Source organism: Streptomyces sp. A1277 (assembly GCF_004795015.1).
In the GTDB taxonomy this organism is placed as follows: Bacteria; Actinomycetota; Actinomycetes; order Streptomycetales; family Streptomycetaceae; genus Streptomyces.
In genome coordinates, this window is the sequence record NZ_SSBI01000017.1 from 1 (window position 1) to 25,429 (window position 25,429).

At 71.3% G+C, this 25,429-nt stretch carries 22 protein-coding genes; 9 read left to right on the top strand and 13 right to left on the bottom strand.

Features of this window, described 5'->3' with window-relative positions:
* The coding region (locus tag E6R18_RS13755) for a sugar kinase (protein WP_136317163.1) at positions 1-1,029 on the bottom strand (1,029 nt) is incomplete at its 3' end.
* 151 nt (positions 1,030-1,180) lie between these two features.
* Between E6R18_RS13755 and E6R18_RS13760 the strand changes: the two genes are divergently transcribed.
* Genes E6R18_RS13760 through E6R18_RS13770 form a run of 3 tightly spaced genes read left to right on the top strand, consistent with a single transcriptional unit; the run spans position 1,181 to position 5,004 of the window.
* Positions 1,181-2,470, top strand: a complete 1,290-nt coding sequence (locus E6R18_RS13760; RefSeq protein ID WP_136317164.1) for an amino acid deaminase — start codon at positions 1,181-1,183, stop codon at positions 2,468-2,470.
* A gap of 35 nt (positions 2,471-2,505) precedes the next feature.
* On the top strand, positions 2,506-4,128 hold the full coding sequence (locus E6R18_RS13765; protein ID WP_136317165.1) for a D-aminoacylase: 1,623 nt from the start codon (positions 2,506-2,508) through the stop codon (positions 4,126-4,128).
* Positions 4,129-4,161: 33 nt separating this feature from the next.
* Complete coding sequence (locus tag E6R18_RS13770) at positions 4,162-5,004, top strand: DUF1206 domain-containing protein (RefSeq protein ID WP_136317166.1); 843 nt, start codon at positions 4,162-4,164, stop codon at positions 5,002-5,004.
* A 59-nt stretch (positions 5,005-5,063) separates the two neighbouring features.
* On the opposite strand, the gene E6R18_RS13775 is transcribed toward E6R18_RS13770, so the two are convergent.
* The 4 genes from E6R18_RS13775 to E6R18_RS13790 form a co-directional block, all read right to left on the bottom strand.
* Positions 5,064-5,963: a serine protease gene (locus E6R18_RS13775; RefSeq protein ID WP_136317167.1), complete on the bottom strand. Its 900-nt coding sequence runs from the start codon at positions 5,961-5,963 to the stop codon at positions 5,064-5,066.
* Between the two features lie 128 nt (positions 5,964-6,091).
* Positions 6,092-6,751, bottom strand: coding sequence for a response regulator transcription factor (locus E6R18_RS13780; RefSeq protein ID WP_136317168.1), 660 nt, complete (start codon positions 6,749-6,751; stop codon positions 6,092-6,094).
* The gene (locus E6R18_RS13785) at positions 6,748-7,902 is read right to left on the bottom strand and encodes a histidine kinase (protein WP_136317263.1); all 1,155 of its coding nucleotides are present in this window, start codon (positions 7,900-7,902) and stop codon (positions 6,748-6,750) included. Before E6R18_RS13785 ends, E6R18_RS13780 begins: the two co-directional genes overlap by 4 nt.
* A gap of 35 nt (positions 7,903-7,937) precedes the next feature.
* Positions 7,938-8,777, bottom strand: a complete 840-nt coding sequence (locus E6R18_RS13790) for a type II CAAX endopeptidase family protein (RefSeq protein ID WP_136317169.1) — start codon at positions 8,775-8,777, stop codon at positions 7,938-7,940.
* Between the two features lie 662 nt (positions 8,778-9,439).
* Between E6R18_RS13790 and E6R18_RS13800 the strand changes: the two genes are divergently transcribed.
* Together E6R18_RS13800 and E6R18_RS13805 are read left to right on the top strand one after the other, a co-directional pair.
* Positions 9,440-10,651 carry a pyridoxal phosphate-dependent aminotransferase gene (locus tag E6R18_RS13800; protein WP_136317170.1) on the top strand — a complete coding sequence of 404 codons (1,212 nt, stop codon included), beginning with the start codon at positions 9,440-9,442 and terminating at the stop codon, positions 10,649-10,651.
* A gap of 101 nt (positions 10,652-10,752) precedes the next feature.
* On the top strand, positions 10,753-11,175 hold the full coding sequence (locus E6R18_RS13805) for a hypothetical protein (protein WP_136317171.1): 423 nt from the start codon (positions 10,753-10,755) through the stop codon (positions 11,173-11,175).
* 170 nt (positions 11,176-11,345) lie between these two features.
* Here the strand turns inward: E6R18_RS13805 and E6R18_RS13810 are convergent, their stop codons facing one another.
* Positions 11,346-13,172, bottom strand: coding sequence for a phosphoenolpyruvate carboxykinase (GTP) (locus E6R18_RS13810; RefSeq protein WP_136317172.1), 1,827 nt, complete (start codon positions 13,170-13,172; stop codon positions 11,346-11,348).
* Between the two features lie 230 nt (positions 13,173-13,402).
* On the opposite strand from E6R18_RS13810, the gene E6R18_RS13815 reads away from it, so the two are divergent.
* Positions 13,403-14,101: a hemolysin III family protein gene (locus E6R18_RS13815; RefSeq protein ID WP_136317173.1), complete on the top strand. Its 699-nt coding sequence runs from the start codon at positions 13,403-13,405 to the stop codon at positions 14,099-14,101.
* A 102-nt stretch (positions 14,102-14,203) separates the two neighbouring features.
* Here the strand turns inward: E6R18_RS13815 and E6R18_RS13820 are convergent, their stop codons facing one another.
* The 3 genes from E6R18_RS13820 to E6R18_RS13830 all read right to left on the bottom strand — a co-directional run bounded on the left by E6R18_RS13820 (position 14,204) and on the right by E6R18_RS13830 (position 17,025).
* Positions 14,204-14,764 (bottom strand): recombinase family protein, encoded by a 561-nt coding sequence (locus E6R18_RS13820; protein ID WP_136317174.1) that lies wholly within the window; start codon positions 14,762-14,764, stop codon positions 14,204-14,206.
* Between the two features lie 137 nt (positions 14,765-14,901).
* Positions 14,902-16,251 (bottom strand): hypothetical protein, encoded by a 1,350-nt coding sequence (locus tag E6R18_RS13825; RefSeq protein ID WP_136317175.1) that lies wholly within the window; start codon positions 16,249-16,251, stop codon positions 14,902-14,904.
* 12 nt (positions 16,252-16,263) lie between these two features.
* Positions 16,264-17,025, bottom strand: coding sequence for a hypothetical protein (locus tag E6R18_RS13830; RefSeq protein WP_136317176.1), 762 nt, complete (start codon positions 17,023-17,025; stop codon positions 16,264-16,266).
* 35 nt (positions 17,026-17,060) lie between these two features.
* Between E6R18_RS13830 and E6R18_RS13835 the strand changes: the two genes are divergently transcribed.
* Positions 17,061-17,924, top strand: a complete 864-nt coding sequence (locus tag E6R18_RS13835; protein WP_136317177.1) for a glycosyltransferase — start codon at positions 17,061-17,063, stop codon at positions 17,922-17,924.
* 6 nt (positions 17,925-17,930) lie between these two features.
* Here E6R18_RS13835 and E6R18_RS13840 read toward each other — a convergent pair whose 3' ends face one another.
* Entirely contained in the window at positions 17,931-18,962 is a 1,032-nt protein-coding gene (locus tag E6R18_RS13840) for an NAD-dependent epimerase/dehydratase family protein (RefSeq protein ID WP_346764984.1), read from the bottom strand.
* A 339-nt stretch (positions 18,963-19,301) separates the two neighbouring features.
* Here E6R18_RS13840 and E6R18_RS13845 point away from each other — a divergent pair, with 339 nt between their 5' ends.
* On the top strand, positions 19,302-20,657 hold the full coding sequence (locus tag E6R18_RS13845) for an XRE family transcriptional regulator (RefSeq protein ID WP_240799720.1): 1,356 nt from the start codon (positions 19,302-19,304) through the stop codon (positions 20,655-20,657).
* A gap of 93 nt (positions 20,658-20,750) precedes the next feature.
* On the opposite strand, the gene E6R18_RS34840 is transcribed toward E6R18_RS13845, so the two are convergent.
* The 3 genes from E6R18_RS34840 to E6R18_RS13860 all read right to left on the bottom strand — a co-directional run bounded on the left by E6R18_RS34840 (position 20,751) and on the right by E6R18_RS13860 (position 23,667).
* Positions 20,751-22,025: a Tn3 family transposase gene (locus E6R18_RS34840; RefSeq protein WP_346764986.1), complete on the bottom strand. Its 1,275-nt coding sequence runs from the start codon at positions 22,023-22,025 to the stop codon at positions 20,751-20,753.
* 281 nt (positions 22,026-22,306) lie between these two features.
* The gene (locus E6R18_RS34845) at positions 22,307-23,227 is read right to left on the bottom strand and encodes a hypothetical protein (RefSeq protein WP_136317180.1); all 921 of its coding nucleotides are present in this window, start codon (positions 23,225-23,227) and stop codon (positions 22,307-22,309) included.
* Positions 23,224-23,667: a DUF4158 domain-containing protein gene (locus E6R18_RS13860; protein ID WP_136317181.1), complete on the bottom strand. Its 444-nt coding sequence runs from the start codon at positions 23,665-23,667 to the stop codon at positions 23,224-23,226. The genes E6R18_RS34845 and E6R18_RS13860 overlap by 4 nt, the downstream gene beginning before the upstream one ends.
* Positions 23,668-23,884: 217 nt before the next feature.
* Here E6R18_RS13860 and E6R18_RS13865 point away from each other — a divergent pair, with 217 nt between their 5' ends.
* Positions 23,885-25,426 carry a DHA2 family efflux MFS transporter permease subunit gene (locus E6R18_RS13865; protein ID WP_136317182.1) on the top strand — a complete coding sequence of 514 codons (1,542 nt, stop codon included), beginning with the start codon at positions 23,885-23,887 and terminating at the stop codon, positions 25,424-25,426.
* Positions 25,427-25,429: the final 3 nt, after the last annotated feature.

Genomic DNA, 25,429 nt, shown 5'->3' on the forward strand with positions numbered 1-25,429 from the left:
GGCCATCAGGTGGCCGTGGCGGGCGCGGGTGCGGACGGGGAGTCCGCGCAGGGTGGCGGACAGGAAACCGGCGGCGAAGGCGTCGCCGGCGCCGACGGGGGCGACGACGTCGACGCGGAGGGCGGGGACGTGGGTGACGCTGTCTCCCCGCCCCGCCCCTTCCCGAACCGGGGGCTTCGCCCCCGCGCCCCCGGTCCTCAAACGCCGGACGGGCTGGTAGTCAGCCTCGCCGGCGTTTGAGGCGCGGGGTCCGGGGCGGAACCCCGGTTCGGGAAGGGGCGGGGTAAGGCGGGAGAACACCGTCACGCCGTCGGCGCCCCGCTTCACCACCACCACTCCCGGCTCCGGCAGCGCCTCCCGGATCGCGGCGGAGCCCGTCACACCCCACGCCGACTCCGCCTCGTCCTCCCCCACGAACACCACATCCGCCCGCCGCGCCAGGTCGAGCAGCACCGCGGGGGACTCCCCCCGCCACAGCCCCGGCCGGAAGTTCACATCGAACGAGATCAGGGGCCGCCCCTCCCGCGGGGCGGTCAGCTCGTGGAGCAGGGCCAGGCAGTCCGCGGAGAGCGCGGCCGTGATGCCGGACACGTGCAGGATCCGCCCGGCCGGCAGCCCCTCGTACGGCACGGTCGACGGCGACATCGCGGACGCGGCGGACCCGGCCCGGTAGTACGCCACCTCGTGGACATCCGTGGCCCGGTCCGTGGCCGTGCGGAAGTAGATCCCGGTCGGCCGCGACGGATCGCGCCGTACGAAGGAGGTGTCCACGCCGTACGCGCCGATCGCCTCGACCAGGTGGTCGCCGAAGCCGTCCGCCCCGACCCGGCTCACCCAGGCGGCCCGGTGCCCGGCCGCGGCGAGCGCGCAGGCCACGTTGGACTCGGCGCCGCCGATCCCCCGGGCGAAGGACGGCACGTCGGCGAGGCGCCCGGGCCGCGAGGGCAGGAACGTCACCATGGACTCGCCGAGGCACACGACGTCGGCGGTCGTGGCGTCGGTACCGGTCCTGGGCGTGGTTCCGGACACGCGGGGCTCCTCAAGGCTCGGGCGGCGGCACCGGCACTCACCATTGACCGGGCGTCGGCTCGGATGTTAGACAGCCCTGAGCGATATACGCAATGGGTGTTGCATATGTTGCAATCACATCGCTGACCGGACCCGGACCGAGGAGACCCCCATGGCCGCCGCGCCCCACGTGACCGCTCTCGCCGACGAACCGGTCGACCACCGGTTCAAGGGCCTCCCGCCCGACGCCGGGGGCCTGACCGTCGGCGCCCTGGCCGCCGAGCGCCGCAACCTCTTCAGCGGCGGGTTCACCACCCCCGTCCTCGCCCTGTCCGCCGAGTCCGTGGAGCACAACCTCGCGCTCCTGGAGACGTACGCCGAGCGCCACGGCCTCGCGTTCGCCCCGCACGGCAAGACATCGATGTCCCCGCAGCTGTTCGCCCGCCAGCTGGAGCACGGCGCCTGGGGCATCACGGCGGCCGTCCCCCACCAGGCGCGCGTCTACCGGGCGTTCGGGATCGGCCGGATCTTCCTCGCCAACGAGCTGGTGGACGCCGCCGCGCTGCGCTGGCTCGCGGGCGAGCTGGACGCCGATCCGGACTTCGCGTTCGTCTGCTACGTGGACTCCGTGCGCGGGGTGGAGCTGATGGACGAGGCCCTGCGCGCGGCGGGCGCCTCCCGCCCGGTCGACGTCGTCGTGGAGCTGGGCGCAGGGGAGGGCGCCCGCACCGGCGCCAGGACGGAGGCGGACTGCGCCGCCGTGGCCGACGCGGTCGCCGGCACCTCGACCCTGCGCCTGGTGGGCGTGGCGGGGTACGAGGGCGAGGTGCCGCAGCCCTCCGGTGAGCGGGTCCGGGACTGGCTGCGCCGGCTCGTCGCGCTGGCCGCCGACTTCGACGCGGCGGGCCGCTTCGCCGGGCTCGGGACCGGGGAGCCGATCGTGATCAGCGCGGGCGGCAGCGCGTGGTTCGACGCGGTGGCGGACGTGTTCGCCGAGATCCCCGGGCTCTCCGCCCCCGTACTCAAGCTGCTGCGCTCGGGGGCGTACGTCTCGCACGACGACGGGCACTACCGCCATCTCACCCCCTTCAACCGGGTCCCCGGGGAGGGCGCGTTGCAGCCGGCGTTCCGGCTGTGGGCGCAGGTCGTGTCGCGCCCGACCGCCGAGCAGGCGTTCCTCAACGCGGGCAAGCGGGACGCGGCGTACGACCTGGACCTGCCCGAGGCGCAGGTCGTGCGCTCGGCTGGGGACGGCTCGGTGCGGGCGGCCGAGGGGATCTCGGTCAGCGGCCTGTCGGACCAGCACGCCTGGGTGCGGACCGAGCCGGGCGCCCGGCTGGAGGTCGGGGACTGGGTGGGGATGGGCCTGTCCCACCCGTGCACGAGCTTCGACAAGTGGCAGCTGATCCCGCTCGTTGAGGCGGACGGCACGGTCACCGACTTCATCCGCACCTTCTTCTGAGCCGGGCTCCGCTCCGCGAAAGGCACCCACGCCCCATGGACCTCGTCATCCGCGACGCGGCCGTCATCGACGGCACCGCCACCCCCTCCTACCGTGCCGACGTGGCCGTCATCGACGGCCGCATCGCGGAGATCCACCGCGAGGACTCCCCCGGCCCCCGCCCCACCGCCGCCCGCATCCTGGACGCCGGCGGCCTCGCCCTGTCCCCCGGCTTCATCGACATGCACGCCCACAGCGACCTGGCCCTCCTGCGGGATCCCGACCACAGCGCGAAGGCCGCCCAGGGCGTCACGCTGGAGGTCCTCGGCCAGGACGGCCTGTCGTACGCGCCCGTGGACGACCGCACGCTCGCCCAGGTCCGCCGCTCCATCTCCGGGTGGAACGGCGACGGCGAGGACATCGACTTCGACTGGCGCACCGTCGGCGGCTACCTGGACCGCCTGGACCGCCAGGGCATCGCCGTCAACGCCGCCTACCTGATCCCGCAGGGCACGGTCCGGATGTACGCGGTCGGCTGGGAGGACCGGCCCGCCACCGGTGCCGAACTGGACCGGATGCGCCAACTCGTGGACCAGGGCATGCGCGAGGGCGCCGTCGGCATGTCCTCGGGGCTCACCTACACCCCCGGCATGTACGCGGACGACGCCGAACTCACCGCCCTGTGCCGCGTGGTGGCCGCACACGGCGGCTACTACTGCCCGCACCACCGCTCCTACGGCGCCGGCGCGCTGGAGGCGTACGAGGAGATGGTGCGGCTCACCCGCAGCGCCGGCTGCGCCCTGCACCTGGCCCACGCCACCATGAACTTCGGGGTCAACGAGGGCCGGGCCCCGGATCTGCTCGCCCTCCTGGACGACGCGCTCGACGCGGGCGCCGACATCTCGCTCGACACCTATCCGTACACCCCCGGCTGCACGACCCTGGTCGCGATGCTGCCCAGCTGGGCGAGCGAGGGCGGCCCGGAATCGGTCCTGGCCCGGCTGGCCGACGACGCCACGGCCGCCCGTATCCGCCACGACCTGGAGGTCACCGGCTCGGACGGCTGCCACGGGGTGCCGATCGAGTGGGACACCATCGAGATCTCCGGCACCGGCGCGCCCGCGCTCGCCGCGTACGTCGGCCGTACGGTGGCCGAGTCGGCGCGTCTGCGCGGCGAGGAGCCCTGGGTGACCGCGCGGCGGCTGCTGGTGGAGGACCGGCTCGGGACGACGATCCTCCAGCACGTGGGCCACGAGGAGAACGTCCGGCAGATCATGCGCCACCGCGTCCACACCGGCGGCAGCGACGGCATCCTCCAGGGCGACAAACCGCACCCCCGCGCGTACGGCACCTTTCCCCACTACCTGGGGCACTACGCAAGGGAGTTGGGCATCCTCTCGCTGGAGGAGTGCGTCGCCCACCTCACCTCGCGCCCGGCGGCCCGGCTGCGCCTTGCCGACCGGGGGCACGTCCGCGAGGGCTACCGCGCCGACCTGGTCCTCTTCGACCCGGAGACGGTGGCGGCGGGCTCGACGTTCGAGGAGCCGCGCGCCCTGCCGTCCGGCATCCCGCACGTGCTGATCGACGGCCGCTCCGTGATCGAGGACGGCAGGCGCACGCAGGTGCTGGCGGGCCGGTCGGTGCGGTCCGCCGGGGCGGCGGCGGCTGGGGCACGATAGTTTCCCGTACCGCCGCCGGGGCAACCGGGTGTCATGAATATCTCTGCGACAGCCTCGAAGAGTCACGGGAAGGCGCGGCAGGCCGGAAACAGCACAGCCGTCGAGGCAGGCGGACGTGCGGGGTTCGTGGCACGTGGGGTGATCTACTTCCTGGTCGGCTTCCTCGCCCTGCGCATCGCGTTCGGCGGCAGCAACGAGAAGCAGGCGGACCGGGGCGGCGCGCTCGCGGAGATCGCGCAGAAGCCCTTCGGCCAGGTCATGCTCTGGGTCCTGGGCATCGCCGTGGTGGGCATGGCCCTGTGGCGGCTGTCCGAGGCCGCGTTCGGGGCGGCGGGCCCGGACGGGGACAAGGCGACCAAGCGGCTGGCCTCGGCGGGCCGGGCCGTCTTCTACGCCTTCGTGGCCTACTCGGTCCTGATGTTCGCCGCCGGCAACAAGGGCAGCGGCAGTGGTGGCGGCGACGCCCGCTCGCAGGACGTCACGGCCCGGGCCCTGGACCTGCCGGGCGGCCGCTGGCTGGTGGGCGCGGCCGGGGTGGGCGTGGCCTGCGCGGGTCTGTGGATCGCGGGCCGTGCGGCACTGCGCAAGTTCCACAAGCACCTGCGCATGGGCGAGATGACGCGCACCGAGCGGCGGGGCGTGGACATCGTCGGGGTCTTCGGCGGGGTCAGCCGGGGGATCGTCTTCGCGGTCGCGGGAGGTTTCGCCGTGTCGGCGGCGGTGAAGGCACGTTCCGGCGAGGCCAAGGGCATGGACGACACGCTGCGGGCCTTCACCGCCACGCCGGTCGGCCCGTGGCTGCTGGCGTTCATAGCGGTGGGCCTGGCGGCGTTCGGCCTGTTCTCCTGGGCCAACGCGCGGTGGCGCAGGATCTGACCCTGCGGCGCGGCAAGGGGCGGGGCCTGGCGGCCCCGCCCCTTCTCACGTACCGCCGGTCACGGCTTGGGCAGCGTGCACCCCGCGCGGTTCAGGTCGAAGACGTTGCCGGCGCCGATGCACGCGGCGATGCCGTAGGTCTCCTGGGCGTAGTTGATGCCCTGGCGGACCGTCACCTTCCCGTTCTCGTCGACCTCGCACGGGTTGTTGTCCGTGCACCGCTGGCCGTCCTCGTTGCCGGTGTTGTTGACGGCGACGACCTTGCCGGTGGCGTTGTCGACGACCGGCGAGCCGGAGGTGCCGCCGATGGTCTGGCAGGCGGAGGTGTAGCGGACCGAGTCCTTCCAGGTCCACCCCCCTTCCTTGAGCCGGTAGACGAACCCGTCGACGTTGCAGCTGTAGGTGCGCTTCCAGTACCCGGACACGACGGTGATCGCGGTGCCCTTGACCGGGTGCGCGGTGTTGAGCTCCAGCGCCTTGATGCCGTAGGTGCTCTCGATCTGGGCGTAGGTGGAGGTGAGCTGGTACACCGATATGTCGGTGTCCGTCATCGTCCCGTACGCGATCTTGCTCGCCCGGACCGTGCCGATGCCGCTGCCCGAGGCGTTGAGCAGGGTGAAGCTGCGGCTGGAGGACCGGTTCAGCAGGACCTGGCCGGGGGCCGGGAAGCCGGTCTCCAGGCAGTGCCCGTTGGAGAGCACGAGGGCCGGGTCGCCCGGCTGCGAGTCGGGCGTACGGACGACCGAGCCCGAGCAGTTGCTGAGCGCCACGGTCCCGGCGAAGCCGATGGCCTTGGGCCGGGCCTTCGCCTCGGTCCGGAGCGCGGTGTGACCGGACGAGGCGGTTGCCTCGACCGTGCCTGCCGGTGCCGCCGCGTGGCCGGTGGCCGCGGTTGCGGGGGCGATGCCGGCTCCGAGGAGCAGCACCGCGAAGAGCGCACCGACGAGAGGCTTTTTCATGTGGGGGTCCCCTCTTGTGACCTGAACAGAGCGCGACTGGCCTCTGCGACCGAAATTCCTTCGGTTTTGACATGCGCATGTTGGCGTACGGAGAGGGGGCGCACAAGGGGCGGTTTCCGGCCGCGCGTTCAGGTCACCAAGCCCTGGCGGTAGGCGTAGACGACGGCCTGGACGCGGTCGCGCAGCCCGAGTTTGGCCAGGATGCGGGAGACGAACGTCTTGACGGTCTCCTGGCTGATCAGGAGCGCCGCCGCGATCTCGCTGTTGGAGAAGCCGTCCGCGATGAGGCGCAGGACCTCCAGTTCGCGCGGGGTCAGCGGGAGGTCGGACGGGGTGGACCCGGTGGGGCGGATGCGGGCGGCGTACCGGCCGACCAGTTTGCGCGTCACCTCGGGGTCGATCAGCGCCTGGCCCGACTGCACGGTCCGGATGCCGTGCAGCAGCTGGGCGGGCGGGGCGTCCTTGAGCAGGAACCCGCTGGCCCCGGCGCGCAGCGCCTCGTACACGTACTCGTCCAGGTTGAAGGTGGTCACCACGAGCACCTTGGCGGGCCGCTCGACGCTCGCCCCGGCCAGCAGGCGGGTCGCCTCGATGCCGTCCAGCACCGGCATGCGGATGTCCATCACCACGACGTCCGGGCGCAGCCGGCCCGCCATCTCGACGGCGGTCCGCCCGTCCCCGCACTCGCCCGCCACCTCCAGGTCGGGCTGGGCGTCGATGATCGTGGCGAGGCCGGTGCGGACGAGGATCTGGTCGTCGCAGACGAGGACCCGGACCGGTGCGGTCACGACGCGCTCCCCGAGGGTATGCGGGCCCGCACGACGAAGCCGCCGTCCGCCCCGGGCTCCGCGCTGAACTCGCCGCCGAGGACGCCGACCCGCTCGCGCAGCCCGGCCAGCCCCCGCCCGCTGCCCTTCGGTACCTCGGCCCGCCTGCCGGAGCCGTCCGTGCCGACCTCCACCGCGATCTCTCTTCCGCCGTGCCGCACGAGCACCGAAGTCCGGCTGCCGTGGGCGTACTTGAGCGCATTGGTCAGCGCCTCCTGCACCACACGGTAGGCCACCAGTTCGGCGCTTCCGGTGGACTCGGCGGGGGTGCCCTGCTCGGTGAAGTCCACGCTCTGCCCGGCCCGCCGGGTCTGCTCGACCAGGGTGCGGATGCGGCCGACGGCCGGCGCTCTGGCCTCGGCGCCGTGGCCCGGGTCGAGCAGGTCGAGCAGGTGGCGCAGGTCGTTGATGGCCCGCCGCCCGGTGTCGGTGACGGTGCTCAGGGTGTGGTCGAGCCGGTCGGGCGCGGCGGTCAGATAGCGGGCCGCCTCGGCCTGGACGACCATCGCTGTCACGTGGTGGGTGACGATGTCGTGCAACTCGCGGGCGATGCGGGCGCGTTCGGCGGTGCGGGTGTCGTCGGCGAGGCGGCGGCGGCGTTCGGTCTCGGCGGCACGGGTGGCGCGCAGCCACGCCCCGGCGCCCCAGACGAGGGCCAGGGCCAGGTAGAACGTCACGAACTCGTCCGCCGGTTCGCCGGTGCCGTGCAGGTGCAGGACGAACGCCAGCACCACGTAGGCGGCCGTGAGGGCGAACACGGTGACGCGCCGGCGGCGGGCCAGATGGGCCCCCGCACTCATCACGGCGATGGGCAGCGCGGCGCCACCGACCAGGTGGTAGCCGCGGAACTGGTCGACGGCGAAACCCAGCGACACCAGCACCAGGCAGAGCGCGGGCCACCTGCGCCGCAGGGCGAGCGGAAGGCACTCCAGGGCGGCGGCCAGCGCGGCCGCCGCGTCGAACGGACGGCCCGGTACGGTGCCGAGCTGCGTCCCGTGCCGGTGAAAGGCGGGGATGAGCGACACGGCGAACAGCAGCAGCCCGAACGACAGATCGCGGGCGGTGACGTCGAGCCGCTGCCACAGCGCCGGCCGGCGGACGGCGGTGTCCAACCGCCGCCACCGGGCCGGCACGCTCCGAAGACTGATCACCGGGGAACTGTAGTGGCGGCCTCGGCCTGGGCGGTACGCCGGCCGCGCCGGGGCACCAGGTTGCCGCGCCGGTGGGCCAGCCACAGGAAGGCGAGCGTCAGCAGGGCCCCGAACAGCACGGCGTACACGCTCGCTTCGGGCCCGAAGTCGCCGCCGGTGACCAGCTGGGAGCCGGAGGCCGTCGAGTCCAGGAGGCCCTTCGGGGTGTCGTTGCCCGAGACCTCGGTGCTGAAGATGCCGGCGGCGGCGAAGTTCCAGCCGAAGTGCACACCGATGGGCACCCACAGATTGCGGGTGGCGGCGTACGCGGCGGCGAGCATGCCGCCCGCCTCGATGGCGATGGCGATCGCGCCCCACAAGCTCGCTTCCGGGTTGGCCAGGTGCATCAGGCCGAACAGCACCCCGGTCAGCGTCAGCGAGATCAGGGTCCCGGCGCGCTCCTCGATGATCCGGAACAGCACGCCCCGGAACACCACTTCCTCGGTGGCGGCGGCAGCGGCCATGAAGCCGACGAGCCCCACCGCGCCCGTCACCGAGCCCAGCCCGTCCACCTCGTAGTCCCCGAGGAACGCGATGTTCGCGATGACCGCGCAGAACAGCCCCAGCCCCATCAGCACCCCACGCCCCACGGCCCCCGCCGCGCCCTCCCGGCCCAGCTCGGTGACCGGACGCCGCTCGGTGCGTCCCACCACCCACCCGTAGACCAGGACGGCGAGCACCGCGGTCACGAGGCCGAGGACCAGCGTGAGCCACGGATTCCCGTCCACCGCGCTGACGCACTGGCCGCTGATCGCCCAGACCGCCACGACGGCGAGAAGCTGCCAGACCACTCTCATGAGAACCCCTTCGACGCGTCCGCGGCGACCTGCCGCGGCTCCGCTCGAACGCTACGGACGGGGAGCGCCGAAAGCGTCACCGCTGGGTGGACACCTGCGTGTAGCTCGCACGGGGGACAACGCGCGGGCCACCGGTGGCCGGTACGGGGCAGGTCCCCGCCCCGTACCGCTACCCGGCCTCCGCCTCCGCCAGGGCCGCCGCCTCCCGTGACAGCCGCACGGCCCGCCGCAGGCTCGGCCCCGGCTGGGCCGTCCGCAGCGCAGCGCACCACCGGGGACGCCCACCTGGCCCTGTCCGGCGGCACGCTGGTGGTGGTGACGCCGCACGGGGGCGGCGCCCGGGAGGAACGGGAGCCGGCGGACGCCGACGAGGTGACGCGCGTGCTGGCGGACCTCTTCACGATCCGGCTCCCGGAGGGCGCCCGCCTTCCGGAGCAGGCCCCTCCGCCACCCCGCCGTGGCGCATCTCACCCGCCGCGCCGCATCACAGCCCCGGGCCACCCCATTCCAAGCCCCGCCCCTCCCGCGACCGGCGTTCCGACGGCGTGGGAAGGCGGGCGCATGGCGATGAAAGCCGGGGACGACCTGCGCGGCTACCCGGGCGGGTCAACCGGCGGCGAAAGCCCGGGCGGGCCGTGAAACACAGTCGTAAGCTCGCTGACATGCAGGTCATCCAGTCCACGAAGCTCGCCAACGTCTGTTACGAAATCCGCGGCCCCGTGCTGGAGGAGGCGATGCGGCTGGAGGCAGCCGGGCACCGCATCCTCAAGCTCAACACCGGCAACCCCGCCGCGTTCGGTTTCGAGTGCCCGCCGGAGATCCTTGAGGACATCCTGCGCAACCTCTCCGGGGCACACGGCTACGGCGACGCGAAGGGGCTGTTGTCCGCGCGCCGGGCGGTGATGCAGCACTACCAGACCAAGGGCATCGACCTGGACGTCGAGGACGTCTACCTGGGCAACGGCGTCTCCGAGCTGATCCAGATGTCGATGCAGGCGCTGCTCGACGACGGCGACGAGGTGCTGGTCCCGGCCCCGGACTACCCGCTGTGGACGGCCTCGGTCTCGCTGGCGGGCGGTACGGCCGTGCACTACCGCTGCGACGAGCAGTCGGACTGGATGCCCGACCTCGCCGACATCGAGCGGAAGATCACCGACCGCACCAAGGCGATGGTGATCATCAACCCGAACAATCCGACGGGTGCGGTGTACGACGACGAGATGCTGCGCGGCCTGACGGAGATCGCCCGCCGCCACAACCTGGTCGTCTGCTCCGACGAGATCTACGACCGCATCCTCTACGACGGTGCCACCCACACCCCCACCGCGACGATCGCCCCCGACCTGATGGTGCTCACCTTCAACGGGCTGTCGAAGAACTACCGGGTGGCCGGTTACCGCTCGGGCTGGATGGCGGTCTGCGGCCCGAAGGCGCACGCCTCCTCGTACATCGAGGGGCTGACGATCCTGGCCAACATGCGGCTGTGTGCCAACATGCCCTCGCAGCACGCCGTCGCCACCGCGCTCGGCGGCCGGCAGTCGATCAACGACCTGGTGCTGCCGGGCGGCCGCATCCTGGAGCAGCGCGATGTGGCGTACGACCTGCTGACGCAGATCCCGGGCGTGACCTGCGTGAAGCCGAAGGGGGCGCTGTACCTCTTCCCCCGGCTCGATCCCAAGGTCTACAAGATCAAGGACGACCGGCAGATGGTCCTGGACCTGCTGCGGGCCGAGAAGATCATGGTGGTGCAGGGGACGGGGTTCAACTGGCCGGACCCGGACCACTTCCGCGTGGTGACGCTGCCCTCGGTCGAGGACCTGACGGACGCGATCGGCCGGATCGCGCGCTTCCTGGACGGTTACAGCCAGGTGTGACCGGCCGGGAGCGGCCGCTCGCGGGCCCCTTCTCGATGATGGACAACTTTAGACTCAATCCAAGCTAGGATGGTCTTCACAGCACCACCAGGAGGCCATCCATGTACGAACCGATCCGCACCAAATCGGTCCACACACCGGCCGACCACGCCGGCGACTTCCCGCACCGCACCCGCGAGGAGGAGCTGGACATCCAGCTCGCCGGACACCTGGCCGCCCTGCTCGCGGTCACCGACGAGCTCGGCCTCGGCGAGGCGGGCGACCGCATCGCCGAACAGGTCGCCCGGTTGCGCGGCGCCCCGCCCGCCCGGCACGCCGGCCTGGGCGACGCGCCCGCCGCCGCCCTCCACCGCCGCGCCCACGCCCTCGCGGGCCGGGCCCTGGTGGTGGCGGCCTCCCGCGCCGACACGGCGGCCGCGATCCTCTCGGCGGAGCGGATGGACGCCCACACCGAGGCGCTCCCGCCCGCCACCGGCACCGAGCAGCCCGCCACCGCCCGCACGCGGCTGGTCGGCGCCCACTGACGGCCCCGGTCCACGCGCCGTCGAGGCGCGCGGACCGGGCGCCACCTTGGTACGTTCCGCCTCCGCGCGTCAGCGTCGGCCGTCGAGGCACCGACGACGGCCCCCGCCCCCGGAACGTTGCGTTCCGGGGGCGGGTGCCGTCGTGCCGTCACGGGGCGGGCGGTGAGGGCTCAGCCCAGGCGCTGGACCAGCGCGCGGTACTCGTCCCACAGCTCCTTCGGCGTGTGGTCCCCGAAGGTGTTGAGGTGCTCGGGGACCAGGGCCGCCTCCTCGCGCCAGACCTCCTTGTCGACCTTGAGCAGGAAGTCGAGGTCGGCCTCGGACAGGTCCAGGCCCTCGGTGTCGATCGAGCCCTTGGCGGGAAGGATGCCGATCGGCGTCTCGACGCCCTCCGCCTTGCCCTCCAGGCGCTCGACGATCCACTTCAGGACGCGGCTGTTCTCGCCGAAGCCGGGCCAGACGAACTTGCCCGCCTCGTTCTTGCGGAACCAGTTCACGTAGTAGATCTTCGGCAGCTTCGACTGGTCCGGCTTGTCCGCGCCGACCTTCAGCCAGTGGTTCATGTAGTCGCCCATGTTGTAGCCGCAGAACGGCAGCATGGCGAACGGGTCGCGGCGCAGCTCGCCGACCCTGCCCTCGGCGGCGGCGGTCTTCTCGGAGGCGACGTTGGCGCCGAGGAAGACACCGTGCTGCCAGTTGAAGGACTCGGTGACCAGCGGGACGGCGGAGGCGCGGCGGCCGCCGAAGAGGATGGCCGAGATCGGCACGCCCTTCGGGTCCTCCCACTCGGGCGCGATGATCGGGCACTGCCCGGCCGGGACGGTGAAGCGGGCGTTGGGGTGGGCGGCGGGCGTGTCGGACGCGGGGGTCCAGTCGTTGCCCTTCCAGTCCGTGAGGTGCGCGGGCGGCTCCTCGGTCATGCCCTCCCACCAGACGTCGCCGTCGTCGGTGAGCGCGACGTTGGTGAAGACGGAGTTGCCCCACATCGTCTTCATGGCGTTGGCGTTGGTGTGCTCGCCGGTGCCGGGCGCGACGCCGAAGAAGCCGGCCTCGGGGTTGATCGCGTGCAGCCGGCCGTCCTCGCCGAACCGCATCCACGCGATGTCGTCGCCGATGGTCTCCACGGTCCAGCCGGAGATCGTCGGCTCCAGCATGGCGAGGTTCGTCTTGCCGCAGGCGCTCGGGAAAGCGGCCGCCACGTACTTCGACTCACCGCGCGGCGGGGTCAGCTTGAGGATCAGCATGTGCTCGGCGAGCCAGCCCTCGTCGCGCGCCATGACGGAGGCGATGCGCAGGGCGTAGCACTTCTTGCCGAGCAGGGCGTTGCCGCCGTAGCCGGAGCCGTACGACCAGATCTCGCGGTCCTCGGGGAAGTGCGAGATGTACTTGGTGGAGTTGCAGGGCCACGGAACGTCCTCCTGGCCCTCCTCCAGCGGCGCGCCGAGCGTGTGGACGGCCTTCACGAAGAAGCCGTCCGCGCCGAGCTCGTCCAGGACGGGCTGCCCCATGCGCGTCATGGTGCGCATGGAGACGGCGACGTACGCGGAGTCGGTGATCTCGACGCCGATCGCGGAGAGCGGGGAGCCGAGCGGGCCCATGCAGAAGGGCACGACGTACATGGTCCGGCCGCGCATCGAGCCGCGGAAGACGCCCTGTTCCCCCACGAAGATCTCCCGCATCTCGGCGGGGTCCTTCCAGTGGTTGGTCGGGCCGGCGTCCTCCTCCTTCTTTGAGCAGATGAACGTACGGGTCTCGACGCGGGCGACGTCGCTGGGGTCGGAGGCCGCGTAGTAGGAGTTCGGGCGCTTGATCTCGTCGAGTTCGGTGAACGTGCCCTTGGCGACGAGCTCCCCGCACAGGCGCTCGTACTCGGCCTCGGAACCGTCGCACCAGACCACCCGGTCCGGTTCGGTGAGTGCTGCGATCTCGTCCACCCAGGAGATGAGCTCCTGGTGGTTGGTGGGAACAGTGAGGGGAGCCGCGATGTCGCGCGCCACGATCGCTCCTTGGTGAGGGTGTGTTCTGTTTGGTGCCCTTGTGCCCCGTGGGGGCTGCGACCCGGATGCGTAAACCCCTTCGAATTCCCCTGGCGCTCATCCGGTGCCGACCGCACTCATTTGATCATCCGGCCGTTCCGCCCATATGTCCAGGGGGCCGCCCACGTGAGCATCGACACGTGATTCCGACCCATATCCGGTACCTACGGTGGCGTAGGTACGATGCGGGAATGACTGCTGCCGCCGCCGCACACGATTCCGCCGACCCGCGCCCGGCCACTCCCGCCGACGCCCCGCTCAAACCGCGGATGCGCGGCTGGCTGCACGCCGGGATGTTCCCGGCCGTCGTGATCGCGGGCATCGTCCTCATCGCGCTCTCGGAAAGCACCCGGGGCCGGGTCGCCTGCGCGGTCTACATCGTGACGGCGTGCCTGCTCTTCGGCGTGAGCGCGGTCTACCACCGCGGTACGTGGGGGCCGCGCGGCGAAGCCGTACTGCGCCGGCTCGACCACGCGAACATCTTCCTGATCATCGCGGGCACCTACACCCCGCTCACCCTGCTCCTGCTGCCCGAGTCCACCGGCACCCCGCTCCTGTGGGCGGTCTGGGCTGCGGCGGTCGCCGGCATAGCGTTCCGGGTCTTCTGGGTCGGCGCCCCGCGCTGGCTCTACACGCCCTGCTACATCGCGATGGGCTGGGCGGCGGTCTTCTTCCTGCCGGACTTCATGCGGACCGGCGGGGTCGCGGTGCTGGTGCTGGTCGTCGTCGGCGGGGTCCTCTACAGCGCTGGCGGCGTCATCTACGGCATCAAGCGGCCGAACCCGTCACCGCGCTGGTTCGGCTTCCACGAGGTCTTCCACTCGCTGACCCTGGCCGCCTTCATCGTGCACTACGTCGGCATCTCCCTGGTGGCGTACAACCACAGCTGACCTCCGGACTCCCCCGAAAAGGGCCGCGGCTTCCGAGCCGCGGCCCTTTCGCGTGCGCGGGGTCAGGCCGATATCCGCTCCGGATTGAACGCTAAGGATTGATCACGGTGTGGCGGTCCTGTCGAGGTGGCGGTAGATGGTGGGGCGGGTGACGCCGAACTCGTCGGCGATCTGCTGGACGGTGCAGTCGCCGGAGTCGTACATCTCGCGCGCCAGCTTCACCTGGCGGGGGTCGAGTTTGGGCTTCTGGCCGCCGGTGCGGCCGCGGGCGCGGGCGGCCTCCAGACCGTCCACGGTGCGCTCGGACATCAGGGCGTGCTCGAACTCGGCGACCGCGCCCAGAATCTGGAAAAACATCCGTCCGACCGCGGTGGAGGTGTCGATGCCCTGGTCGAGCACGACCAGGTCGACACCCTCGGCCTCCAGTCGTTTGGACAGCTCGATCAGGTTCTCCAGAGAGCGGCCGAGCCGGTCGAGCTTGGTCACCACGAGCTGGTCACCCTCGCGGACGACGAGGAGGGCCTTGTCGAGTTCGGGGCGTCGGGCGAGCTTGCCGGACGCCTTGTCGGTGAAGACCTTCTCGCAGCCAGCCGCGCGGAGTGCGTCCTGCTGGGCTTCGGGATGTTGATCACGGGCGCCGACCCGGGCGACGCCGATTCTCATGCCCGAACTGTAATGCAAAGGGGGTAGCGCGTGACATAGGCGCGTACGCGGGAGGCGTTACAGTCGCGACCTGGGGGAACGTCCCGTTGATCTTTGTGTATCGCGAACGTTCGTTTCCGTACGTCAGGTGCGCCATGTCACGGCGCGGAGAAGTCGAGTATCGCCGGACGGGAGTGCCCGGCGGCTCTGCCCGTCGCGTCTCTGCGCATGGCGGTCATGCCCAGCTCGGCAAGGCGGGGAACGGGCGTCAGGTCGAGTTCATCGACCGGGTGGAGCAAGCCTCGCTCGCAGGTCTCCGCCACCCACGTCCTGCACGTGGAGTTGGGGTAGGCCGGGTTGATGCCGATCTCTCCCTTGGGTAGGAAGCCGTTGAACGGCGTCGCGATCCCTTCGCTGTTCCAGTAGTCCCATGCTTCGAGGGCTTTGGCCTGCTCGAAGGCGAGGTAGAGCTGGGGGTATCGCTCGAAGATCCGCATCTCGCGGAAGATGGCTTGGCCCAGCAGGGGCGGCGCGGCGGCAGCGAGCGCCTCGAAGTCCGCGCCTTGAAAGGTGAAAGCCTCTGCGTCCTGGGATGGGTCGAGCGAGATCGCGGCGAACAGGTGGGACAGTCGGTCCCTGGTGTACTCGGCCGCTCCGGCGGCCAGTTCCGGCTCAATCGCGCCGACCAGCTCCATCAGGCGGTCGTGTCCGGGGTGGAAGCGGGACAGGTCGAACAGCTGGTCCATCCCCTTCACTGCGGAGTGCGCCAGACGCTTGTACAGCCGGTTGTTCAGCTCCCCGGCCTCCGCGTACACCTTTGTCTCTGCGGTGGCGGAGTGGAGAAGCAGGTACTCGGACAGCACCTCGAAGTAGAGGTATCCGAGGTAGGGGAAGTCCTGGACTGCGGCGGAGAGTTGATCGGTGAACGTGGTGCATGGTGTTCGCTTCCCGGTGGCGTTGGCCAGGAGGAGGTCCATGAACGGGGCGGCGGCCCGGATCTTGGCCAGGGCAGTCCGACGGAGCTGTTCGTCCTCGGTTCCGGTGAGAAAGCTCCGGTGCTGCTGGTAGGTGCGCAGGTGGATGCGGCCCAGCCGGAGGTAGTCGACGCCTTTGGCCGGTACCGGGGCGTGCGGGGTGATCTCGAAGACCAGGGTTCGGGTATGCGGTTTGGTCTCCAGCAGGTACGCGCCCAGGTTGTGCGGACGCAGGCCGGCCGGTTCCTTGGTGAGCGGTGCGCAGTAGAGCGCGGCGACCAGACAGCCGGAGCTCGCGTACAGCTGGCCGCTGGCGCGGATGGCGTCGAGTGCGGTCGTGGTGTGCATGAGGTGGATGGGGCCGCCGCTGGTCAGGGTCTGGGTCATGGTGTTCTGCGCCAGCAGTCGGCCGCCGGGGGTCTCCTGGTGGAGGCGTCGGCGCCAGTCGCCTTCGCGCTCGGCGAGCGCGGCGGGGGCCTGGCGGGTGAGGGGTCTGGTGTGGTCGGTGTGGGTGTCGTCCCAGTCGGAGTGCACGGCGGGGGCTCCCTACTGTCCGCGGGTGAGGGTCTGGCGGGCGTGGTCGAGTGCCTGGTGAGGTGTGGCTCCCTCAAGCCGGGCCCTCTCGCTGCGCACGAGAAGGTCGAAGGCGAGTGGATGGAGCCAGGGGGGCACCGCGATGCGTAACCGGGTGGGGTCGGGCCACCATCGGGTGAGGGGCAGGCGGTAGCGATCCATCGCGTCGGCGGCCTTGAGCAGGTCGACGAGGTGCGGGGCCTGCCGGTAGGCGTCGTTCTGCTCCGGGGTGAAGGCTTCGTAGGGCACGTCGTGCAGGCTGATGGCCAGTGCCGCCCGTGCGAGCGCCGCCGGGGGCACGAGGTGGTCCAGAGCGGCGGTGACGGTGCCGGTGTGAGCGGTGAACCATTGTGCGGCGCGTTGCCCGTGGCCGGGGTCGTTCCGGTCGCCCCGCCGGCGGCAGTCGTGGACGGCCGCGGCGGCGCACAGGGCCAGGGCGTGGTCCCGGTCGAGGCCGTGTTCGTTGGCGAGCACCGAGGCGAGGAGGCTGACCCGGGCGTTGTGGCCGATGCCGTGGAGGGAGCCGGCTTGCTGGGGGTCGGTGAACCAGCTGGCGTCGGGGGTCAGCATCACGGCCCGGGGTGACAGTCGGGGCGGGGCGCTGGTGAATGGCGGCCGGTTCTCGGCGATCCAGTCGAGGGTGTCCAGGTCCATGGTCTGGTGGGCGGGGAGGCTCCCGTTCGCGGCGCGTTCGTGCAGGGCGGTGGCGTTACGCTTCGGTGGTCCGCAGTTCATCTCTTGTTTTCCCTGGAAGGTCGGTTCGGGTGGGCATGACGCTGGGTGTCGCGATCCTCACGATGGGGACGCGGCCCAAGGAGCTGGCCGCGCTCTTGTCCTCGGTCCGGGCGCAGACGGCTCCGGCGACGCGCACCGTGGTCGTCGGCAACGGGTGCTCCCTTGCGGACCTGGGGCTGCCGTCCTGGGTGGAGGCGGTGGAACTCGCCGAGAATCTGGGTGTGACCGGCGGGCGGAACGTTGCTCTGGAGCACTTGCGGGACATGGATCTGGTCCTGGACCTGGACGACGACGGGCTGCTGGTCGCCGACACCGACTTCGAGCGGATCGTGCAGCTGTACGAGGCGGACCTCAAGCTGGGGATCGTCGGATTCCGGATCGCGGACGAGACCGGGTTCACCCAGCGTCGTCATGTCCCGAGGCTGCGGTCCGGTGACCCGATGCGCGGTGGGCGGGTGACGACGTTCCTGGGCGGGGCGCACGTGCTGTCGGGGAAGATGCTGGAGCAGGTCGGCCACTGGCCTGACGCGTTCTTCTTCTCGCACGAGGAGACGGACATGGCCTGGCGGGCACTGGACGCCGGATGGAAGATCGTCTACGAGCCGGGGCTTCTGCTCCAGCACCCCCGTACCTCGCCCGCCCGGCATGCCGTCTTCTACCGGACCAACGCCCGCAACCGGGTCTACCTGGCCCGGCGTCACCTTCCGGCCGTGCTCGTACCGCTCTACCTGGGGGTGTGGACGGTGCTGACGGTGGCCCGCACCCGGGATGCGGCCGGGCTGCGGGCCTGGTTCGGCGGCTTCGCGGAAGGCTGGCGCACTCCCTGCGGAACGCGCCGCCCCCTGCGGTGGTCCACGGTGTGGACGATGACCCGCCTCGGACGGCCCCCTGTGATGTGACATCGCTCAGGCACCCTGCTGGTTGCGCAGCCAGTCGGGGATCGCCTCGGGCGTGCGCTCCACCCACTCCATGTACCGCTGGATGCCGTCCTCGATGCCGACGGCGGGCTCCCAGCCCAGGACGTCCTTCATACGGGTGGTCGCGGCGCACGCGCCGAGCGGGTCGCCCTGCGGCATCGGAGTGCGGACGAGCGGGCTTGCGGGGCGGTGCCGGCGCACGAGATCGGCGACTTCCCGGATGGAGGTGGCCCGCCCTGTGCCGACATTGAACGTCGCCTGGTGGGCGCGCGGGGCGACGGCGGCCAGCAGCGTGGCATCGGCGATGTCGTCCACGTGCACGAAGTCACGGACCTGGCGGCCACCTCCGTTGAGCTGGAGGGGCAGACCGAGCGCCGCCCGCATGCCGTACCAGGCGACCACCCACGAGTGACTGTTCTCCTTGACCACCTGCGGTTCGCCGTAGACGGAGAAGTACCGCACGATCGCATACGAGTCGTCCCGGCCGGACAGGGCCAGGGCGGTCTGGTGCTCGCCCCAGACCTTGGTGTTGGCGTAGACGGACACCGGCCTCAGTGCGTCGTCCTCGCTGAACCGTGCCGCCTGGCCCGATGCTCCGGATCCCAAGCCGTAGACGCTGGCCGAGGAGACGAAGACCAGCCGCTTGAGGGTGCCGCTGTGTCGCGCCGCGGCGCCCAGTACGGTCTGGGTGCCGGCGATGTTCGCGTGCACCGCGGCCATCGGGTTGCGGGTGCACTCGGCAACGTCGGCCAGTGCCGCGGCGTGGACGACGTAGTCGCTGCGCGAGATGAGGTCGTCCATCAACGTGGAGTCGGTGATGTCGCCCGCGATCACGTCCGCGTCGGCGGGGGAGATCCCGAACACGGTCGAGTAGACCTTCGATCCGTAGGCGTCCAGTCTGCCCACCGCCAGCGGCTTGGCTCCCACCGCGCGGAGTCGGTGCACGATGCGGCTTCCGACCAGCCCGAACCCTCCGGTCACGGTGACGGTGGCACCGGACAGTTCTGCAAGGCGGCCCATGGTGTTCATGGCAATTCGACCCTTCTCGTCAAGGCCGTGCGGGCACGGCCAGGCATGCGTCATGGCAGGGAGCGACGCAACGGACCACTCGCAAAGACGGGTGCCGGGCACCAGGGGCAGAGCAAGAGCGGCCGGTACGCTCCCCAGGACAGCGCCCCGGGCCGACGCCTGGACAGAGGAGGGGGCGGTGGGCGTGGTGGACCTGGTGCAGTCCACGAACACCGCGCGCCCACACCGCCTGGTGTAACTACACCTGGTGCCCATGATCGCCCCCTGCCGGTGGGCCGCATCCCGGTGCTAACGTCCCCTCAGGAGCCGTCCCGCAGCAGGGGGAAGCCGGTGGACCGCAAGCCAGAACCCAACCCGCTCCGCGAACTACTGGCAGGACTCGGGTGGAATCCCGAACAGCTGCTCGCCCGGGTCAACCAGCACCGCGCGCAGCGCGGCTCGTTGCCGCTCCATCTCAAAACGGGCTACCCGTGGATGCGTGGAGGACGGCCCTCGGCCGAAGTCGCAGCCGACGTCCTGGCCGTGCTCTCGCACTACACCGGACGCCCTCTGACCGCCGCCCTACTGGGCTGGGACCGCCCCCGGCCGCGCCGCCACCGCGCACTGGACCACCCTTACGAGGCCACCGCCACTGAACTGCTCCGCGACACCCAGGGAGAGGTCCCCATGCAGCGACGCTCATTCATCCTGTTGTCCGGGGCTGTCGCCACCGCGCCGGCCCTGGACCTGCTGATGAGCGGAGCACCGCAACTACGCGCGGCCCAGGACGGCGACCGGGTCTCCCCGCAGCTGACGACCACCATCGAGCGCGCCGTACAGCAGGCCCGGGAGCTCGACGACAGCGAGGGCAGCGCATCCACTCTGCTGTGGGCAGGCGGGATCTGGCAGAACCTCGGCAAGCTGATCACAGAGTGCCGCTACGGGGTCACCGAAGGCGTGCGCCTGCACACCGCGTACATCGAGATGTCGGAGACCTACGGCTGGATGCTCTTCGACGCGGGCCATCACCCGCAGGCCCAACGCGTCTACCAGACCGGTTTACGTCTCGCACGCGAGGCAGCGGACGCCCCTGGCGTTCACCACGCCACCGTCAACCTCCTTGCCTCGGCCGCCTATCAGGAGTCCTGGCTCGGCCAGTACCACGAAGCTTCAACCCTCCTGGATGTCGCGGAGAACCGCAGGCCGCAAGCCCTGACCCCGCGCCTGCGGGCAGTGCTGGAAATGCGCCGCATCGCCCTGGCCGGTCAGATGGGCGACGCCGAAGCGGTGCATCGCGCCGACGGTCAGACCCGTACCCACCTGGCCTTGGCCCGCGACAGCGAAGAACCCTGGTGGACCCTGTGGCTCAGCCCCTCGGCCATCGACGCGCAGACCGGCCGGGCCCTGCTCGCCGCCCACCACCCCGATCTTGCCGAGCCCTACCTCGGAGGCCGCACGGTCAACGACGCCGAAGGCTATCCTCGCGACAGGATGCTCTTCGCCAGCGAACTGGCGGACGCCCGCGCCCAGACCGGCGACGTCACCGGAGCTGTCAACGCAGCGCGCAAGGCCCTGACCCTCGCCGGACAGGTCGGCTCCCACCGCGTCCACCACCACCTGGACCGCGTGACCACCACCCTCCGCCAGCGGCACGGCACCCACACCGGCGTCCGAAGCCTGCTCGCCGACCTGCCCCACGCTGTATAACCGCCCTCGGCGCCACGAGGGCGGTGTAGCCACTGCTCCTTACCGCCTGGCCGGGGGCGCGGGCGCCGGCCCCTGGTCCCCCGTCCCAGGAGCTCAGTCCTCGGCGGCGCCGGGGTCGCGCAGGGGCCGCAGCGCGTCGCCGCCGTGGGAGCGGACGATCGGATACCGACCGTGGAAATTAATATGATCATGGATCAGCGGGGAGAGCCGGGAGCGGATCTCCGGGGAGACGGTCAGCCCGCCGACCTCCAGCTCTCTGACGGCTGCGTCCATGTAGAGGCTGTTCCAGAAAACAACGGCATTGATCGCCATGCCCAGCGCACCGAGCTGGTTCTCCATCCCCTCCCGGTAGGCGTGGCGGACCTCGCCCAGGCGCCCGAAGAACATCGCGCGGCCCAGCGCGTGGCGGCCCTCGCCGATGTTCAGCTGCACGCCGATCATTTCGAAGGCGCGGACCGTACCGGTGGTCAGGGAACCGGCGACGCGGAGCATGTCCTCCCAGTGGTCGCGTATCCGGGCCGCCTGAACCCGCTGGCGGGAGACCGGCTCCAGCGGTCCGTAGTCCGCCGCCATGTCGAAGCGCCACAACCTGGCGTCGGAGATGTCCGCGATGCGCGGGGAGAACTGGTAGCCGCAGATCGCGAACAGCCCGAACACTAGGTCGCTGACCGACCCGGTATCGGTGATGATCATCTCCGGGCGGACCGGACCGTCCAGGTTGAAGACCGCGTCCAGGATGCCCAGCGAGTCACGCAGGGTGCCCGGCATCACGATCCCGCCCAGGCCCATGAAGCGGTCTGAGACCACGTTCGACCAGATCATTCCGCGCCCGGTCGAGAAATATTTCGGGTTGGGCCTGGTGTGAATCGAGCGCACCGGCACGGTGAAGCGCATCCCGTCGGCCGACGCGACGTGCCCGCCGCCCCAGTCCCCCGTGATGCCGATCCCGGACTGCGCGCCGACCAGCAGACCCGAGGCCGAGCGCAGTCCGGGCAGGTGGAAGTAGCCGTGGTCCGCAGCTGTCAGCCGGCCGCGGGTCAGCGCCCGCTCGCCCGGCTTGATGACCGGCTCCATGCCGATGTTCGTCGACTTGTGGACCAGGAGGGCGGTCAGTGTCAGGTCCAGGTCCTGGGGGCGGGCGACCTGGCCGCTGACGTGCTCGATCGCGTCGTACATCCCGGTGCGGGCGTGGACCTCCAGCAACAGCTCGGGATAGTCGATGCGGGGCATCATCGCCTGCACCGCGTCGTGGACGACCTGGTAGCCGGCCGGCAGCGGGTCCGCCTCCAACCGGTCCAGGCTGATCCTGCCGTCCACGATGTCGACGGCCGCGTTGCCGGGCAGGTTCTCCGCGACGTGCCGGTACATCTCGTCCAGCAGTACCTCCAGCTCGCCCGGATGCTCCTCGGCGGTGCCGGGCAGTTCCAGCGCGGTCAGTACCTTGGGCCGGGTGACAGCCCAGGCCGGACCGGACAGCAGCCGCGCCCGGGGGTCGCCCCACACGTCCGCCCCCACCGCGAAGACGTCCCGGCGCTTGAGCGCGGTCAACAGCGCGTCCAGGACGCAGAACGTCCAGGCGTGCTTGTCGATCAGGCCGCTCACCGCCAGCGGCGGATCGCCCAGCACCAGGCGCCGCCACGTCCCGTCGCTCAGCAGCCCGGCGTCGATGTGCTCGGGTCCCGGCTTGCGCCGGGCCTGCACCTTCGGCAGCTCCCGCAGCGCCTCCAGCACTGCGACCCCGGCCCTGGTCGCGCCCCAGGGCACGACGTCGGCCAGCAGCGAGGTGAAGCGCCGCACGGTGGCGTACCGGTCCAGCAACTGCGCCCGCAAGCGGTCTCCGCGTCCTCATCGGTGCCCTCGGGCAGGACCTCCGCCAGGTCGGCCAGGGCCTTGGCCAGGTCCTCGCGGGTGACGACCTTCTCGATCCGCTCCCACGCCTGAGCCACGCTCACCGGCACCGCCGGGTCCAGTTCCTCCACCGGGGTGTCCATCAGCACGCTTACCGCGCACGCCACCGTCACCGCCGCCTTGCGCAGCCTCGGCATCGTCTTGAGCTTCGCCTTGTCGTCCGCGCGTGCCGCGCGGGCCAGCAGCTTGGTGGACATCAGCACCTCGAACAAGGTAAGCGCGTCGTCCACCGAGGCGTTCTCCAGATGCCGCACCGTGGCCAGCACCGTCGCGGTGCGGCGCGGCTCCACCAGCCTCCGCAGCCGAGGGGCATGGGTGCCCACTCCGAAGCGGGCCAGCTCCGCCAACTTCACCGGCGGCACCCGCCACAGGTCCAGCTCGCCGACCCCTAGCCCGCGCACATCCCGCGCCCGCTCCAACGCGCCCTTCTGCCCCCGTCCGCTGACCTCGCGCGGCACCGTGCGCCACCGCTCCAGCACCGAGACCGCATCCCCCTCGGGCACCACCAGCAGTCCCATCAGGTCACGCCGTAGATCCGCGCTGACCGGCGAATCGACCACCGAATAGATCAGGGCCTGTTCCGCGGTGCGGACCTCCGCGACCAGGGAAGCCAGCTGGGTGACGCCGGGCGGCAGACACCGGTTCCGCCGCAGCCAGGTCACACCGCGGTCGAACAGCGCCCGCGGCCCCTCGTTGGATACCCGGACCCGCCCCGCGATGTGCTACCGCAGCTCAGCTCGCCTTCCTCGAAGTCCCTCACCTTGAGCAGGGATCGGCTCTCCCGAGCGTGCTCGTGCTGGGTCGGCAACCGCTCCGGATAATCCGACAGACACGACGGGTCGGCGATCCCCAACTGGTCCGCGACGAACTCCGCCACCCCCGGCGGTACCTTCGCCGGCTGAGACAGGAACGTGCCCAGCATCCGCACGGTGCCCCACTGCACAGCCCAGCCGAGGCGGTTGCGGGGACGGCGCTTGGTCCCAGATGTCTCCAGCGCCGCCTCGTCCAGCCGGAAGAACGCCTCCAGCTCCTGCGGCGAGGGCTCCTGCGCGAACCGCCCGCACCGAGCGACTTGAACATCTGACAGGTACTCAACACTCATGATCCGGAACGCCAGGCGCCTGAGGCCCCGCGCATCCCGCCAGTGATCGAACCGAGATGCGACGCCAGGTACATCACCGCAGATCGAGGAGCCAGGACAGCCTTAGCGTTCAATTCGGGGCCAATATCGGTCCGACCCCTGCGCCGCGGAGACGGACCCCGCGTTGACATCGATAATCTTTTGAGAGTTACTATCACTTGAGTGAGTGACTCACTTGATGGTGACTATCAAAGGAGTGGCCGTGAACCGACGCTGGTGGGCCCTGGGTGCGCTCGTGGCGAGCATGCTCGTGCTCGGTTTCGACATGACGATCCTCAACGTGGCGCTGCCGACGATGGCCGGCGATCTCGGCGCCACCACGGGCGAACAGCAGTGGATGGCCGATGTGTACGTCGTCGTGTTCGCCGCCCTGATGCTCCCGGCCGGCCTGCTCGGTGACCGGTTCGGCCGCCGCCGGATGCTCATCACCGGGCTCGGCGTCTTCCTGGCCGGCTCGCTCGTCGGCGCGCTCGCCACCGACGTGCCCGCCGTCGTGGCAGCCCGCGGTGTGATGGGCGTCGGCGGCGCGCTCGTCATGCCACTCGCGCTCGCCGTGCTGCCCTCGCTCTTCGGCGAACCGAAGGACCGGATCAAGGCCGTCGGCATCGTCTCGGCCGCCTCCGCGCTCGGCATGCCGCTCGGCCCGATCCTCGGCGGCTGGCTGCTCGACCACTTCTGGTGGGGCTCGATCTTCCTGGTCAACATACCGATGGTCGGTATCGGAATCGCCGCCTGCGTGTTCCTGCTCCCCGAGACCCGCGACCCGGCCGCGCCCAGGGTCGACACCGTCTCCACCGTGCTCACCGCGGCCGGCCTCGGCGCCCTGATCTACGCGATCATCGAGGCGCCGGGCCGCGGCTGGGGCGACCCGCTGGTGCTCGCGGTACTGACCGGCGGCGCGGTACTGCTCGCCGCCCTCGTCGTACGGGAACGCAAGGCCGTCCGCCCGATGCTCGACCTGGCCCTGCTGCGGCAGCGGCCGTTCCTGCTGAGCACGCTCGCCGCGACGCTGGTGATGTTCGTGCTGGCCGGGCTGATGTTCATCCTGCCCGGCTACCTCCAGGCCGTGCTGGGCCACGACGCCTTCGGCACCGGGCTGCGCATGCTGCCGATGATGGGCGGCCTGATCGTCGCCGCGAAGGCCGGCAGCCCGGTCACCGAGCGCTTCGGCGCCCGCGCCACCATGTCGGCGGGGCTCGTCGTGCTCGCATTCGCCGCGCTGCTCGGCAGCCGTACGACCGTCGACAGCGGCTACGGATTCACCGCGCTGTGGCTGTCCATCGCCGGACTCGGCTTCGGCTTCGCGGTCGTGCCCGCCATGGACGCGGCGCTCGGCGCCCTGCCCGCCGACCGGGCCGGCAGCGGGTCCGGGCTGCTGATGACCGTACGCCAGACGGGCAGCGCCCTCGGGATCGCCCTGCTGGGGAGCCTGCTGGCCGGCGCCTACTCCGGCCGGCTCGACACCACGGGCCTCCCGCCCGCCGCCGCCGACACCGCCGGGGACTCCGTCGTCGCCGCCCACGCCGTCGCCGCCCGGCTCGGCGCCCGGCACCTCGCGGACTCCGCCGACGCGGCGTACGTCCACGGCATGGGCCTGGTGCTCCTGGTCATCGCCGCGACGTCCCTGGTCAGCGCCCTGTTCGTCGGGGCGTTCCTGACGGCCGCGCCCCGGGAGCGGACCCCGTCCCCGGACGTGGCCGCTGCCCCGGCCGATGCCTGACAA

Coding starts and splice junctions, on each gene's coding strand:
- E6R18_RS13760 (WP_136317164.1), top strand. CDS start 1,181: ATGGCCGCCGCGCCCCACGTGACCGCTCTCGCCGACGAACCGGTCGAC.
- E6R18_RS13765 (WP_136317165.1), top strand. CDS start 2,506: ATGGACCTCGTCATCCGCGACGCGGCCGTCATCGACGGCACCGCCACC.
- E6R18_RS13770 (WP_136317166.1), top strand. CDS start 4,162: ATGAATATCTCTGCGACAGCCTCGAAGAGTCACGGGAAGGCGCGGCAG.
- E6R18_RS13775 (WP_136317167.1), bottom strand. CDS start 5,963: ATGAAAAAGCCTCTCGTCGGTGCGCTCTTCGCGGTGCTGCTCCTCGGA.
- E6R18_RS13790 (WP_136317169.1), bottom strand. CDS start 8,777: ATGAGAGTGGTCTGGCAGCTTCTCGCCGTCGTGGCGGTCTGGGCGATC.
- E6R18_RS13800 (WP_136317170.1), top strand. CDS start 9,440: ATGCAGGTCATCCAGTCCACGAAGCTCGCCAACGTCTGTTACGAAATC.
- E6R18_RS13805 (WP_136317171.1), top strand. CDS start 10,753: ATGTACGAACCGATCCGCACCAAATCGGTCCACACACCGGCCGACCAC.
- E6R18_RS13815 (WP_136317173.1), top strand. CDS start 13,403: ATGACTGCTGCCGCCGCCGCACACGATTCCGCCGACCCGCGCCCGGCC.
- E6R18_RS13820 (WP_136317174.1), bottom strand. CDS start 14,764: ATGAGAATCGGCGTCGCCCGGGTCGGCGCCCGTGATCAACATCCCGAA.
- E6R18_RS13830 (WP_136317176.1), bottom strand. CDS start 17,025: ATGAACTGCGGACCACCGAAGCGTAACGCCACCGCCCTGCACGAACGC.
- E6R18_RS13835 (WP_136317177.1), top strand. CDS start 17,061: ATGACGCTGGGTGTCGCGATCCTCACGATGGGGACGCGGCCCAAGGAG.
- E6R18_RS13840 (WP_346764984.1), bottom strand. CDS start 18,962: ATGGGCCGCCTTGCAGAACTGTCCGGTGCCACCGTCACCGTGACCGGA.
- E6R18_RS34840 (WP_346764986.1), bottom strand. CDS start 22,025: ATGTACCGGCACGTCGCGGAGAACCTGCCCGGCAACGCGGCCGTCGAC.
- E6R18_RS13860 (WP_136317181.1), bottom strand. CDS start 23,667: ATGAGTGTTGAGTACCTGTCAGATGTTCAAGTCGCTCGGTGCGGGCGG.
- E6R18_RS13865 (WP_136317182.1), top strand. CDS start 23,885: ATGGTGACTATCAAAGGAGTGGCCGTGAACCGACGCTGGTGGGCCCTG.